General features: G+C 47.0%; 14 protein-coding genes. All 14 read left to right on the forward strand.

Annotated features, from left to right (window positions below; all coding sequences use genetic code 11):
* Positions 1-295 precede the first annotated feature (295 nt).
* Positions 296-1,933, forward strand: a complete 1,638-nt coding sequence (locus EGM68_RS06205) for a sensor histidine kinase (protein ID WP_013369810.1) — start codon at positions 296-298, stop codon at positions 1,931-1,933.
* Between the two features lie 116 nt (positions 1,934-2,049).
* Positions 2,050-2,694 carry a response regulator gene (locus tag EGM68_RS06210; RefSeq protein WP_013369811.1) on the forward strand — a complete coding sequence of 215 codons (645 nt, stop codon included), beginning with the start codon at positions 2,050-2,052 and terminating at the stop codon, positions 2,692-2,694.
* 276 nt (positions 2,695-2,970) lie between these two features.
* Positions 2,971-3,714, forward strand: a complete 744-nt coding sequence (locus EGM68_RS06215) for a YveK family protein (RefSeq protein WP_129548843.1) — start codon at positions 2,971-2,973, stop codon at positions 3,712-3,714.
* A complete protein-coding gene (locus EGM68_RS06220) occupies positions 3,698-4,336 on the forward strand; it encodes a CpsD/CapB family tyrosine-protein kinase (protein WP_013369813.1) in 639 nt (212 codons plus the stop codon). Before EGM68_RS06215 ends, EGM68_RS06220 begins: the two co-directional genes overlap by 17 nt.
* Positions 4,337-4,378: 42 nt before the next feature.
* Positions 4,379-5,269 (forward strand): UTP--glucose-1-phosphate uridylyltransferase GalU, encoded by an 891-nt coding sequence (gene galU / locus EGM68_RS06225; RefSeq protein WP_025364257.1) that lies wholly within the window; start codon positions 4,379-4,381, stop codon positions 5,267-5,269.
* A 16-nt stretch (positions 5,270-5,285) separates the two neighbouring features.
* Positions 5,286-5,984, forward strand: a complete 699-nt coding sequence (locus tag EGM68_RS06230; RefSeq protein WP_013369815.1) for a sugar transferase — start codon at positions 5,286-5,288, stop codon at positions 5,982-5,984.
* Positions 5,984-6,919 carry a glycosyltransferase gene (locus EGM68_RS06235; RefSeq protein ID WP_025678646.1) on the forward strand — a complete coding sequence of 312 codons (936 nt, stop codon included), beginning with the start codon at positions 5,984-5,986 and terminating at the stop codon, positions 6,917-6,919. Before EGM68_RS06230 ends, EGM68_RS06235 begins: the two co-directional genes overlap by 1 nt.
* Positions 6,920-6,929: 10 nt before the next feature.
* A complete protein-coding gene (locus tag EGM68_RS06240; protein WP_013369817.1) occupies positions 6,930-8,267 on the forward strand; it encodes an O-antigen ligase family protein in 1,338 nt (445 codons plus the stop codon).
* A gap of 4 nt (positions 8,268-8,271) precedes the next feature.
* Positions 8,272-9,042, forward strand: coding sequence for a WecB/TagA/CpsF family glycosyltransferase (locus EGM68_RS06245; RefSeq protein ID WP_014599532.1), 771 nt, complete (start codon positions 8,272-8,274; stop codon positions 9,040-9,042).
* Between the two features lie 5 nt (positions 9,043-9,047).
* Positions 9,048-10,490: an O-antigen ligase family protein gene (locus EGM68_RS06250; RefSeq protein ID WP_129548844.1), complete on the forward strand. Its 1,443-nt coding sequence runs from the start codon at positions 9,048-9,050 to the stop codon at positions 10,488-10,490.
* A 5-nt stretch (positions 10,491-10,495) separates the two neighbouring features.
* Positions 10,496-11,875: a lipopolysaccharide biosynthesis protein gene (locus tag EGM68_RS06255; RefSeq protein ID WP_014599533.1), complete on the forward strand. Its 1,380-nt coding sequence runs from the start codon at positions 10,496-10,498 to the stop codon at positions 11,873-11,875.
* Positions 11,876-11,897: 22 nt separating this feature from the next.
* Positions 11,898-12,737 (forward strand): glycosyltransferase family 2 protein, encoded by an 840-nt coding sequence (locus EGM68_RS06260; RefSeq protein WP_013369821.1) that lies wholly within the window; start codon positions 11,898-11,900, stop codon positions 12,735-12,737.
* A complete protein-coding gene (locus tag EGM68_RS06265; RefSeq protein ID WP_013369822.1) occupies positions 12,724-13,911 on the forward strand; it encodes a glycosyltransferase family 4 protein in 1,188 nt (395 codons plus the stop codon). Before EGM68_RS06260 ends, EGM68_RS06265 begins: the two co-directional genes overlap by 14 nt.
* Positions 13,908-15,056 carry a glycosyltransferase family 4 protein gene (locus tag EGM68_RS06270; protein WP_013369823.1) on the forward strand — a complete coding sequence of 383 codons (1,149 nt, stop codon included), beginning with the start codon at positions 13,908-13,910 and terminating at the stop codon, positions 15,054-15,056. The genes EGM68_RS06265 and EGM68_RS06270 overlap by 4 nt, the downstream gene beginning before the upstream one ends.
* Positions 15,057-15,074: the final 18 nt, after the last annotated feature.

Genomic DNA, 15,074 nt, shown 5'->3' on the forward strand with positions numbered 1-15,074 from the left:
GGACTTGCTGAATACCGCTGTTATAGTCACGGCGGTACCAGCAAGTCCTTTTTTCAGGCTAACAAAAATGTGATTTATCACCTTGACAAACGTCATAAATTCTGACATTACCCCCAAAATGTTTTCCTGAAACGGTAAATATGTTATAAAAAGTACCAAATTTTTTGGAATGTAACCGTTTACGTAAGAGTTTATGTCTTGTTATTTATTTTTGGATTGGTTATGATTTTTTTAGAGTACGCAAACAAGCCTAATATGCCCATCGTCCCTTCAAAACACAGAATAGGGTGACAGGATGAAGTTGAAGAAGTCAGCAGAAGACAAAATGATTTTTTTATACCGTTATGTATCATTATCTTTAACATCACTTGTTTTTCTGTTCGAAACATCTAGATTAATGGTATGGCAGAAGCTATTACTGATTGTTTTTCTATTTTTATCCGTTACAGCATTTACTTGGATTTACCGTAAATACAGACTTCATGATATGGTATTGAAATGCAGTATTGCACTAGAAACCGCAGGGATCATTTTGCTGTTATTCCCAACCGGAGGGATCAATAGCCCGTTCAAATGGTATGTGATTACTCCCATGCTGGTAGCTTGTGCTCATCTATCCATGAGGTACAGCTGGACGCTCCTACTTTCTTATATCGGTTTGGTGCTCACATTTTGTTATATCTTTTTTACACCAGGTCAATATTTTTTGTGGGATCTTATATTGCAGAACATTAATCTGTTTCTGGTATTGATCGTAACCACAATGGCAATGCAGGTTATTCGCGTCATGAAGGACGAACTGAAGGTGGCTAAAGAACAAGCCAATGAGACGATGGATCATATCAAGTCGATTTATCACATCATGGAGACGACCAGCCATAATGAGGCATTAAATCTGGGTCAGGTCATCTCGGATTACACTGTCAAGCTAACCAAGCAGAGCCGTGCATTTTTCTGGCTGGATAGTCAGGAGGAAGATGCACCGGCAAGCAGCCAGACAGGCTGGACGGTAGAGGAAGAGGAGCAGCTATTCGAGGAACTGGAGAATTACCGGGAGGAGTTCAGGGAAGAGCGCGAACCATTTTTCAGACATCTACCGGAATGGGGCGACTTTCTCATGATCACCGTACCGATGACGACCCGCTTTGTAGCGACGATTGGCCTCAAGCTGGGACCGGATCAGAGTTTGACAGGAAGACGCTGGCTTGTGCAACAACTGATATTCTTAGCTGAGCTGAGTGCTGTGTTTTTGGAACGCTATGAGCTGGAGCGTATTGAGAATCAGTTGATTGTGACGAATGAGCAGAACCGGATTGCAAATGAAATGCATGACAATGTTTCACAAAGTCTTTTTGGTATTGTGTACGCAACCCATTCTCTCCGACAGACTTGGTGCCATCAGCCTAAGGAGCAGGTGGAGGAGCAAATTGATTTAATTCAGCAATCGGCCAATCAAGCGGTTAGAGAGCTGAAGGGGGCAATTCATAGCCTAAGCTCGAAAAAAAGCGGAGGCTCAACTTGGTTGGGTACGGTGAAAAGCCATCTGCATACACTCTCCAAGCTGAACCATGTACAAATTGATTTTGATATCCATGGTGATCATTATTCACTTCCGTATTTGTACCAAAAGGCTTTGTTCCGCATCATTTCCGAAGCGGCGGGGAACGCAATCCGTCATGGATTGGCCAAGCGAATTGATGTGAAGTTAAAATTGACGCCCCAAGTGATTAGACTGTCTATTCATGACGACGGAGTAGGGTTTGAGACGGCGAGAATGGTAGCAGGAGGTGAGGCGGTCAGTGCAGGCGGGGGCCTGGGCATGATGAATATGGAATATTTAGCTCAATCGATGGGAGGCGAATTTGATATTTCAAGTCGAATCGGAGAGGGAACACAGATTCGATTGTCCATTCCGGTAAATGCTTATGAATGAGGATTTTATAAAATCCTTGAATACAATGTGTGAACATTCTGCAATACAAAATCTGCGGTAACAATCGGATACATAGGGATTATGCAAATCCTGAACTGTAGACAGGAGGCCGAATCATGAAAATTGTCATTGTCGATGATCATCCTTTAGTACGGAAAGGACTCGCTGCGGTTATATCCATGCAGCCTAATGTTCAGTTCGCGGGAGAGGCCCAGAATCAACAGGAAGCACTTGCAGTGATCGAGGAAACGGATCCGGATTTGGTGCTGCTGGATTTGAAATTAGCTGATGAATCAGGTCTGGATATTATCAAGATAGCGCGCGGACGCGGGTTCAGAAGCAAATTTATTTTGCTGACCTCTTCTGCAACACGTGAAGATTTTCTGAAAGCGGAGGAAGCCTCTGTGGATGGTTATGTGCTTAAGGAGGCTTTGCCTGAGGAATTAATTTACGCGATTCATCTTGTCAACAAAGGACGCAAATATTATGATCCGGCTATTCTCGAAAATAAGCTACGTGAAGATGCGGGCAATCTCACGGACGACCTAACACCAAAGGAAAAAGAAGTGCTGGTCGAACTGGGGCAAGGGGCTTGCAATCGTGAAATAGCATCCCGTTTATTTATCAGTGAGTTCACCGTCAAAAAGCATGTCAGTCAGATCTTGGCCAAGCTGCGACTGGCAGATCGTACGCAGGCAGCATTATATGCCAATGCGATTGGTCTAGCAAAGTACGAGCCAACCAATATGATGATGCGCTAACCCCATAAGCTACGCAGTAGTTTCATATGCAAGTGGCATAGAGAAATCCTCAAAATCACCAAATTTGGTGGTTTTGAGGATTTTTTCATTTCTATTTACCATAATCGACAAAGTATGGTACAAAAGTATACCATGCCGTGTCCAAAAGTATACATCCCCCTTCCTCTGTAGTGAGGGAGAAAGTGCCGTTCGGTTCCATGTCGTCTATACAACGGATTGTTACAATTAGATCATACTTAAAATAAGAAGAGAAATTGTGTGGGAGGGAGGATTTTTGTGGAGAAAACCATTTTGGATTATCTAGTCCTAATCAAAAAAAGATTGTGGCTGATTGCGATTTTTGTCATTCTCTCATGCGTAACGACTTACATTGTGAGCGACAATGTCGTAAAGCCAGTCTACTCCGCTTCAAGCCAACTGCTGGTTAATCATATTTCCGCCAAGCAGGGGAGTAACAATCTGAATGACGTCAACACAAGTCTTAATTTGGTGGAAAGCTACAAGCAAATTCTCACTTCGCCTAAAATTATGGACGCTGTGGTAGCGACTCATCCTGAGTTCAATTTGACGTCGCAAAAGTTGGCAGAGAAGCTGCAGATTAAATCCTCGGATAAAAGTCAGGTGATTGGCTTGACGTTTGAGGCAGGGAATTATCCTCAGGCCGCAGCGGTTGTAAACGCAGTAACCCAGAAATTCGTGCAGACGGTTCCTGGATTGATGGAATTAAATAATGTGAAAATTTTAAATGAAGCGGACCCGCAGGCCAATCCTGACCCGATTAATGGGAATCCGCTCATGAATATTGCGATTAGTTTTCTCGTATCGCTGATGATTGCGCTGGGCACGATTGTGTTCCTGGAAAGCATTAACGGCACGCTACGTACGGAAAAAGAAGCGGATGCAGACATCGGCATTCCTGTAATTGCATTGATTCCCGTCATTCGCAAGAAGGACATCGATGGAGTGGCCGGAAATTCCAAAGAACGGGTAGGGGAGCGTAAATATGCTGCGATTGAATGACATGTTGATTACAGAAAGTAATCCATCATCGTATATCTCGGAATCATTTCGATCCCTCCGTACATACATCCGGCAGCAGGTGATCGGGCAAAAGGACCGTGGGACGGTTCTTTTGTTAACCTCGCCGGAAAGCGGAGCGGGAAAAACAACAATGATCGCCAACATCGGAGTTTCCTTTGCTCAAGAAGGCAAGAAGGTGGCTCTGGTGGATTGCAATCTGCATAGACCAGCGCTGCACGAGATATTCGGTATGGAGAATACCGGAGGTCTATCGGCTTATTTGCGCGGTGGGGCATCTTCCAAATCTATCGTTAGGCATGGTGGACTGGAGCTATCGGTTGTTCCTGGTGGGGACAGTCTGTATAACGCAGCAGATCTGCTCGGTAGCGAACGTATGGCAGAGCTGATGGAAGAGCTTAAACGTGAATATGACATCATCTTACTTGATTCGGCGCCAGCGCTGAATTATACGGATGCTCGCCTGATTGCAGGCTTGACGGATGGTGTGATTCTCGTTGCCAAGCATGGCCGGACCAAACGGGAAGATCTACGCAAAACAAAGCAACTCATGGAGCAGGCTAGCGCGACGCTGGTTGGAATTGTGATGAATCAGGTGAAGTAAGCAACACCAAAATTCGATGAAGCAAGGAGAATGAGTGCGATGATGAAAAAAGTGAAGAAGGCCATTATTCCAGCAGCAGGATTGGGAACGCGCTTCCTCCCTGCTACCAAAGCAATGCCTAAGGAAATGCTTCCGATTATCAATAAGCCTACGATTCAATATATCGTGGAAGAAGCGATTGCTTCTGGTATCGAGGACATTATTATCGTTACGGGTAAAGGTAAACGTGCCATTGAGGACCACTTTGACAACGCATTTGAGTTGGAATCAAAGCTGCTCGAGGACGGTAAGCTGAAGCTTCTGGAGGAAGTACAGCGTTCTTCGGGAGTGGAAATCCATTACATTCGCCAGAAAGAACCGAAAGGTCTGGGACATGCGGTGTGGTGCGCAAGACGCTTTATCGGGGACGAGCCATTTGGTGTGCTGTTGGGCGACGATATCGTAACAGGTCAAAAACCTTGCCTGCGCCAGCTGATGGATCAATATGAGGAAACACAAAATTCTGTGATCGGCGTGCAGCGGGTACCACAGGAATTCACGAACCGGTATGGCATCATTGAACCGGACCAACAGGACGGACGATTGTACCGAGTGAATAATTTTATTGAAAAACCGGCTCCAGGCACAGCCCCATCCGATCTGGCTATTATGGGTCGTTATGTGTTCTCACCGAAAATTTTCAAATATCTTGATCTTCAGGAAAAAGGAGCTGGCGGCGAAATTCAGTTGACGGATGCGATCCAAAAGCTGAATCAGAGTGAACGTGTATACGCCTATGACTTTGAAGGCACGCGTTATGACGTAGGTGAACGTCTTGGATATATTTTAACCACTCTTGAATTTGCACTTGCCAGCGATGATTTGAAGTATCCGGTTATGGAGGCCATGAATGAATGGCTGAAAAAGACCGAGAAAGCAACCACAGCGGGTTGAGAGGAGGTACGTCAGCATGAGCATGGAAAATTTACCGGAGGATGGCGAGGCTGTCATGTCAGGTAAAGCGTTTTACATGCCATACGGAAATACACAAATTCAGGATAAAACGTCCTACCTGGTCACAAAACGCCTCCTTGATATGCTGCTGTCTTTCGTGGGCTTAATCGTCTTGCTCCCGCTGTTTGCAGTGGTGGCCATTCTGATTAAGCTCGAAGATCCAAAGGGAAGTGTGTTTTTCAAGCAAACTCGGGTGGGCAAGAATGAGAAGTTATTCGATATGTATAAATTCCGTTCAATGGTGTCCAATGCCGAGGAACTGAAAAAGGACTTGATGGAGCTGAATGAAGTGAGCGGCGCCATGTTCAAAATTAAAAACGATCCTCGGATCACGAAAATTGGCAGTTTTCTACGCAAGACGAGTATTGATGAGATTCCGCAGCTGTGGAATGTGTTGGTTGGAGACATGACTTTAGTCGGTCCGCGCCCGCCGTTGCCCAGCGAGGTTGAGCAATACTCCGATTATGACAAGCAGCGCCTGATTGTAACGCCGGGATGTACGGGTTACTGGCAGGTGAGCGCACGTAACAGTGTAGGCTTCGAAGAAATGGTGCAAATGGATTTGAAGTATATTCATGTTCGCAATACGTGGCTCGATCTGAAAATTATCATGAAAACAGGCGTTAAGATGCTGTTCTCCAAGGATGCTTACTGATGGATGCATTTAAGCGATGTCCCGCAGTGTCCGTCGTTATTTGCACCTATAACCGGGCGGACCTGCTGGAGAAAACGTTAATGTCTCTGCTGAAGCTGGAAGACCTTGCACTGGCTGAGATCATTGTGGTCGATAACCGATCCACCGATCACACTGCAGCGACGATCAAAAGATTCACCGTTGCGCACGGTCAGCATATTCATCTTCGGTATCATTATGAGCGCGAACAAGGACTGTCTGCCGCTCGTAATGCCGGCATTACGTTATCAAAAGCAGACGTCATTGCTTTTCTGGATGATGATGCAATTCCGTGTGTTACATGGCTGCAAACGATTATGTCGGCCTTTGGGAACAATCCCGAGCTGACGGCTATGGGTGGGAAAATTGATCCTAAGTTTGAGACGGAACGGCCGAACTGGTTGACAGGGCCGCTTGAACTGCCTTACACGATTATTGATCTGGGGAAATCCGTTCGTGAATATCCGGCGGGACTGAATCCATTTGGAGCGAATATGGCTATGCGCAAAACGGCTTTCGCCGCCGTCATGTTCCCGCTTCACTTGGGCAGAAAGGGAGATATCCTACTATCTGGTGAAGAATCGTGGGTATTCGAGCAAATCCGTAAAAATGGTGGAACGATTATGTATCATCCACACATGGCTGTAGAACATTTTGTTCCGGCTTCACGCTTAACGAGAGAATGGATTATGAATCGCTACTATTGTCAGGGTATGTCTAATGCTGCTCAGGCTGCAGGTCTGCGCGGCAACGCGATGCTGATGGCAAAAGTGGCAGCCAAAGTGTTATACATCACGGTGGATTCCCTGCTGGCACGTACTGAGGGCAGGAAGCTGTTGAACCGGTGCAGGCTTGAAAATATCCGCGGAACGCTGGATACACTGCGCAACCGGAAAAGCGAGTCAGCTGCGGGGTGAAAGATTGAACATGAGTAACTATCCTTGGACTTCCAGAATAAACACCATACAGCATGTTTTTATTTTTCTACTAGGCGCTCTTGCTGTAGGAATTGCAGCTACCTATCAACCTGTGGTCAGTATTGCAGCGGTATGCTTACTGCTTTTGTTGGCTGTCTCTATCCATCATCCAGAGCGCATCAGCTATGCAGTTTTGCTAAGCACAGCGGTCTCGGTCGATTCTCTGTATCAGGGTGGCGTGTTCGGCATTGAGATATTGTCATTGTACAAATTGGGCATCTTGGCTCTGCTAGTGCCTTGCATGCTCGTATATGGCATTCGTCTCAAGTTCAGCTATCCAGTCTGGGCATTGGTGATCATGCTGGGGATTACATTTGGATTTTCAGCATGGCTGCCTTTGTTAACGACCTCGATTGCCGTCAAGGCGTTCGTGGGACTATCACTGCCCTTCTTTTTTTTACTGATCCAGTGGAAAAAGGATGTGGCGGAAAAGCATATTCGGTTGATCAGCCTGTTGCCGATTATTAGTGTGGTCATTGGATTAGGCTTGCAGGTTTTAGGGTTGCATTCATTTACGGATGTGGAATTTACGGGCGCAGTCAGAGTACAAGGAGCGAATATACCGCCGCATTTGGCAATGCTCTCCTTTCTCGGAATTGCCGTCTCGCTGATTGAGGTCAAGCGCAAACCTAGGCAAGCTGCCTTTTATTACACGGTGTTGGCACTGAACTTTTTAATCCTGATCGCCACCGGTACACGTGGGCCGATTCTGGCATTGTTATTAATGTTTGCTGTGTATCTGTTTGATATTGCCCGTCAATACCTCAAGGGAAAAGTCAATTATTTGCTACCGCTGGCCGGATCGTTTTTGGTTGCTCTGGGGGCGGTGGCCCTGCAATGGAACAATTTAAAAAAACGCTCCTTCGAACGGGAGACCGACACAGGCATTGACCTATCGGGACGCTCGGAGGCATGGGAATATTTTTTGAACAGAGTACATGATTACCCTTGGTCAGGCAGAGGACTTGGCGCGGTAACGGTTGCGAACGACGGGACGTTATTTAATGGTTTTGTTGTACCGCATAACGAGTATATACGCTTTTATTTTGATACCGGATATATCGGTTGCGGGCTCTTAATGCTTTCATTACTGATCGTGTTCGCTCTTATTTACCGGTCACTTGCCAAGTCTATTAAACCTTATTTTGCCACTTTAATTGCAGGTTTTTTGATCTACTCGTTTTCAGATAATACGTTGTCGACGGTTCAGATGATTATTCCGTTTTGCTGGTATTTGAATGCATTATACCAAACATCTACTCAAACCGATTTTCGCAAAGAGAAGTGATACGATGAGCAGAGTGAACATGTTCGATGTCAACTTTGATAATTACGATTTTAATGATCTACTCGAATTTATAGATACTTCTATTGAGCATCAGCGTCATTCCTACATTTTGACCTGTAATGTCGATCATGTGATCAAGCTTCGCAAGGATGATGAATTCCGCAAGGTATATTCGGATGCCGGAGCTGTAGTGGCCGATGGAATGCCTATCATTTGGGCGTCTAAGTTACTGAAAAAGCCCCTCAAACAAAAGGTGTCAGGCTCCGATTTGTTCACCCGGCTGGGAGAGGCATTTGAGGATCGAGGCTATCGTTTGTTTTTTCTGGGTGCAGCTGACGGTATTCCTGAGAAGGCTATGCTTAATCTCCAGGAATCCTATCCAAACATGAATGTGGTGGGCTGCTATTCTCCTTCTTATGGCTTTGAGAAAAACGAAGAGGAGAACAGATACATTATCCAGTTGCTTCAAGAGGCTCGCCCAGACATCGTTTTTGTAGGTGTAGGAGCACCGAAGCAGGAAAAATGGATTTACAGATATTATGAGACTTACCGCGCTCCAGTTTCGATTGGGGTGGGAGCGACCTTTGATTTCCTGTCGGGGAATGTAAAGAGAGCACCGGAGCTGATGCAGAAGACAGGATTTGAATGGTTTTGGAGGTTGTCTCAGGAGCCTAAACGATTGTGGAAAAGATATTTGATTGAGGATTCCCAGTTCCTCGTTCTGCTGTTTAAAGAGATGTTCAAGCGGAAGCGGATGAAGGGAGGCCAGGGGTGAGAAACATGAGTCGGTTGGCAGATCAGCAGATTTCCTTCTGGCTAGGAAGTCGGCGTGGAATCGGCATGATTGGTATGGGGGTGCTGGCTTGTATGCTGCCACTCGCCATCGGATTTGTCAGCGCCAAGATGAATCCCACCACGAGCCAGCAGGGAGCCATATTGCTGGCGATCGTTTTTCCGGCCTTCCTGCTGGCGATCTTGCAATCACGGCTACTGATTTCTTACACACTGGTGGTGTGGGCAGTAGGCCCGGAAATCCGCCGCATTGCAGATTGGTTGGAGGGAACGTATCACTCGGTTTCCTTGTTGAGCGTGGCGCCGCTGCTGGTAAGCAGCATGCTGATCATTCCTGTGCTGCGGGGTATTCATCTGGCGGAAAAGCCATTAACCCGAATTGCTGTATTATTCGGCATAGAATTGGCCTACGGAAGTGTGGTCGGGTTATTCAAAAATGGTATTGTTTTTGCTTATGATTTGGCCAATTATGTGGTTCCATTGCTTCTATTGCCTTATCTTGCGATTAAGCCAATGAAAGCAAAGGAGCTGGACCGACTGCTGTATTCATACGCCAACATTGCTGTTCTTGTAGCGATATACGGCATTATTCAGTACTTGACGGTGCCTCCTTGGGATGCATTTTGGATGAATCATGTGGAAATGAATTCCATTGGGGTGCCAGAACCGCTTCAAATCAGAGTGTTTTCTTCCATGAACTCGCCCGGCCCATGCGCTATCTTCCTGGCAATGGCACTTGTACCGATGCTGATGGAGAAACGGTGGCGAGGCACTTTGGGATGGATTGGAGTCCTGCTAACAGTTGTTTGTCTTTTGGTCACGCTCGTACGTTCAGCTTGGCTGATTGCATTCGTCATGTTGCTGGCTTACATTCTCAGCTCATCCTCCAAAGGAAAGTGGAAGACTCTGTTTCAACTTGCTATCGTCGGCCTTCTTCTCTACTTCATCGTTCCAAAACTTCCGGGGGCAGAAGGTTTGGTGGCTCGCATGCAGACGTTGACAGATATTCAACAGGATCATTCGTACAATGAACGTTTGGATCTACTGCATACAATGCTTCCGGCGATTACTAGCAATCCGGTCGGGCAGGGGATCGGGAGTGTAGGAATCGGAACCAAGCTTGATAACGGCGGCGATCTCGGTGAACTTGGGATTATGGATAATGGATATATTGCCATTTTCCTCACCTTCGGTATTTGCGGAGCATTCTTTTTCTTCGGTGGTCTGATCGTTATCATCAAGCGCCTTCTCGTCCGTATTGCCGAACGGAATTCCAGTCAGCCTTATATCAGACTGGCGTTGGCTACATGGGCCGGAGCTGTAGCCAGTCTCATATCGGATAATGGTTTCCCCGGTATGCGCGGCTATTTGATCTGGATGATGATCGGAATAGGACTATGGGCAAAAGATGTCATCGCGGAAAGAAGGTAAAGGCTGTGCAAAACTTACAAGCATTATCCGCACCTGTCCGGACACTATGGTCCACGGTGATTCGGTTTGCCAAAAGCAAGGATAACAGCTCTGCAGCAGTAAAAACGATGATATTCAGTATGCTGATTCTCGTTGTGAATATGCTGACTGGTGTGCTGACGGCACGATTCTTGGGTCCTACTGGACGCGGAGAACAGACAGCGATGGTGAACTGGTCCCAATTTCTTGCCTTCTGCATGAGCTTCGGTGTTCCGTCTGCATTGATTTACAATGCCAAAAGGAAACCTGAGGAAACGGGTAAGCTGTATGGTCTGGCCTTGCTGCTGGCTACGGTGTTCGGGGGGATGGCGACACTCATCGGAGTATTTCTAATTCCTTATTGGCTGCGCTCTTTTTCTTCATCTGTCATACTTTTCGCGCAGTGCTCCATGATGATGTGTCCACTCATAGCGATTTCACAGATCAATAATGCATTGCTTCAAGTTCGCTCGGAATATAAACAGTACAATTTATTTCGGTATCTGGTACCACTAAGTACGCTGCTTGGACTGGCGATTCTGATCCTGACGGGGACGATGAATCCGTACACCTCAGCATTGGCCTACTTACTGCCAGGCTTGCCGATCTATATCGGTGTCACGATACGAATGATTCGGCTGTACAAACCAAAGGTGAAGAACAGCTGGACGCAATTTAAAAATCTCTTTACCTACGGTATGGGTTCATACGGGAATGATCTCATGGGGCAGGTTTCCACTTACATTGACCAGATTTTGATTGCGGGTCTGCTCAGACCCGCTGATCTCGGTTTATATGCGGTAGCGGTCAGCCTGGCCCGGATGGTAAATGTATTTTCAACCTCGATCATTGTTGTGCTGTTTCCCAAAGCCTCCGGGCTGGATAAGGAAGAGGCGGTGGCCATAACATTTCGGGCATTTCGAGTGACTTCAACGGCAACCTTTTTGGCTGCAGTGATGTTAATGCTGGTTGCTCCGTTCGTATTCACATTGTTATATGGTCAAGAGTTTAAACAAGCGCTTACGGTATTCCGGTTTCTGGTGCTTGAGGTTGCTATCAGTGGAGGTACCATGGTGCTGGCACAACAATTTATGGCGTTGGGTAAGCCCAAACTGGTTACCATTCTACAGGGTGTCGGATTGGCGCTCGTCATTCCATTGCTGTCCATACTCGTGCCGAGATATGGATTGACGGGTGCAGGGATAGCAATGCTGTCTTCGGGGATTTTACGGTTCGTTTTCATTTTATGTAATGTTAAGTTCGTTCTGAAAATGAAAATTCCAAGACTGGTTATTTCCAAACAAGATTTTCAATGGCTCCGATCAACGATGTCACACTACATCCGGAAAAAGCCAGTTAACGGTTAGATAAAGAAGGAGGCACCCGCTAATGAACCACATGTCTAGCGTTCCCGCGGACAACCGGATATCCGTAGTTATTATCGCTCAGGATGATGGCATTCGAATTACTGCTGCCATTAAATCCTGCCAGCCCTTTGCGGACGATATCGTCGTCATTGACGGAGGGAGCAAGGACAATACGATTCAGGTAGCTGAATCATTGGGCTGTCGGGTGTTTTCCAACCCATGGCCCGGTTATGCCAAACAGCGCATGTTTGGTGTTGATAAAGCGGAATTTGATTGGATTTTCCTGATTGATACAGACGAAGTAGTGGATGCAGAGTTGCTTGGTGACTTATTGAAAGTAAAGGAAACGCTCCACGATCCGGCCAAAGCCTATTCCGTATTTCGCATTGGCGATTTTCTCGGCAAATGGATGAACAAAGGCGAGTATTTGGTTCGTTTGTACAATCGGCGAATTTATGGCATTACGAATAGTCTTGTTCATGAAATGCCAGATGTAGCCTCTTCCCAGATCATCAATCTGGAGGGCGTGTTATGGCACTATGGATTCCGCAGCATCAGTGATCATATGACCCGTTTTAACAAATATACAGATCTGGAAGCAGAGACGGCATTTAACAAAGGAAGATCCTTTCGGATTACCAGACTGTTGTGGAGACCTCCCGCCCGCTTTGTACAGAAGTATTTTGTTCAAGGCTTATACCGTAAGGGGTTGGCGGGTTTTGCCGTAGCTGTTTTCTGGGTGATGTATGAGTTTCTCGTCTGTTTCAAGCATTATGAGTTAACCAAGCGGCGAAAAAAGATAGAAGTCGTGGATGGCGGACAGACCGAGCAGAAAGGAGAAACCAGCTATGTCGTACAATAACGGATTTCGTATCGCGGCAACGGGATTGAGCTGGCCGTCCTTACAGCCAGGAGGTCTCAACACATATTTCAAATCCATCTGTGAGCAGCTTACGCTAGAGCGCAATACGCTGGATGCTCTAATTTGTAGTGATGAGCAGCCTCAGGCGCCTGAACGTATTCGTATTCATTCGATTGGCAGCAAGCAGCAATCCATCTGGAAGCGCCGAGAGCTGATGCAAAAATATGCAGCAGAACTGTTCGACAAGCAACCGATCGATGTGCTGTATTCCCATTTTGCTCCCTATAGTGTCGGACCGGCACTGGAGGCGAAAAAAAGAGGAATCCCTGTCGTTACCACCTTCCACGGACCGTGGACGGAGGAAATGAAGATTGAAGGACAGGGAATTAAGCATTTTCTTAAAACGACGTTGGCCAAATCCATTGAAATGAAAGCTTATGGTCTGGCGGATAAATTTATAGTGCTAAGCGAGACTTTTCGGGATATTTTGCACGAGCACTATAAAGTACCACTTAGCAAAATTCATATTATTCCTGGTGCGGCGAATGTAGAAAGGTTTCATCCGGCAGAGGATCAGGAGGCCGTACGTAAGCGGCTGAATTTGCCGCAAAATGCGACGATTGTGCTAACCGTTCGGCGTCTTGTTAATCGCATGGGTCTGCTACAGCTACTCGAAGCATGGCGACGAGTAACCGAGCGACACCCTGATCATCTGCTGCTGATTGGTGGAAAGGGTCCCTTGATGGAGGAATTGGCTTCCAAGGTGGCGGAATACAATCTTCATAACCATGTAAGGTTGCTTGGTTATGTGTCGGATGAGGAGCTGCCCCTGTACCATCAAGCCTCGAACTTGTTTGTTGTGCCAACACAGGCACTAGAGGGTTTCGGTCTGATCACAGTTGAGGCGATGGCCTCGGGCCTACCGGTGCTGGCCACTCCTGTAGGCGGCAACAAGGAAATCTTAAGAGGATTCCGTCCTGAGCTATTGTTCCAGGGGACGGACAGTGAAGCTATTGCTGCAGGGTTGCTGCGTGTGCTGGATCATCGTGAACTTCTACCGAATGCACGGGAATGCCGGGACCATGTCCTGAGCAGATATACATGGGGACATGTAGCGGAACAGGTAGAAGAGGTGTTCCGACAGGTCCTTGACAGAAAGGCGGCGGCGAAATGATGAGAGTAGCTTATATTGACCATACGGCAAGATGGAGCGGCGGCGAAGTTGCTTTGTATAACATACTGACGAATATCGGGGAACATATCGACCCGCTCGTTATTTTGGCGGAGGAGGGCGATTTGGCGGATCGGCTTCGGCAGCGTGATATTGATGTGCGCATTGTTCCACTAGATGATTCGATTCGTAATCGGGGACGAAATGCCGTCAATCTGGGTGCGCCTGCAGCAGCCTTTCGTTTGCTAGCTTACGGCAGGAAACTCGCGCCATTGTTGCGCGAGGAAAAAGTCGTGTGTGTGCACACGAACTCACTCAAATCTGCACTGTATGGTGCAGTAGCCGCCAAATCGGCGAAGCTGCCGTTGATATGGCATATCCGTGACCACATCGGTCCGCCGTATCTGAAGCCGATTGTAGCCAAAGGGATTCGACTCATGTCCCGCTTTTTGCCTAACGGTGTGATTGCCAATTCCAAATCCACGCTGAGTGCATTGGAATTACCCCCGGACAAAAAGACGCTCGTCGTCTACTCCGCTTTTGCCAAAGCGATTACGGCTCGTGATTCGGCTGCGCAATTGCGTGGCGATGACTCGTTTAACGTCGTGTTGGTCGGCAGATTGGCGGAATGGAAAGGACAACATATTTTACTGGAAGCGGCACGTTCTTTTTTACCAGATCAGCGTGTGAAATTCTGGCTGGCTGGAGATGCGTTGTTCGGAGAAGAGGAATATAAACAACGATTGGAATCCACGATGCGCGAATATGGGTTGACCAACGTCAATCTGATGGGACACGTCGACGACATTCAGGGTCTGATGCAGCGCTGTGATCTGCTAATTCATACTTCCATTACACCGGAACCATTCGGTCAGGTCATTATTGAGGGCATGGCTGCAGGTTTGCCAGTGATCGCTTCAAACGAAGGTGGTCCCAAGGAAACGGTGGTACCCAATGAAACCGGGCTGCTCATTGAACCGGGAGACCCTGCCAAGCTGGAAGAAGCCATCCGCTGGATGCTGGAGCATCCACAGGAACGTCAGCAGATGGGTGAGAGAGGGATGGAACGGGTCAAGAAGCATTTTGTCATCGAGAACACTGTTAAGGATATAGTTCATTACTATAAGGGTTTGTTGGCAGGAGTCTGACCGACATTCGCGTTAAAG

Origin of the sequence: Paenibacillus sp. M-152, from assembly GCF_003856555.1 — a bacterium.
Lineage (GTDB): Bacteria > Bacillota > Bacilli > Paenibacillales > Paenibacillaceae > Paenibacillus > Paenibacillus polymyxa_C.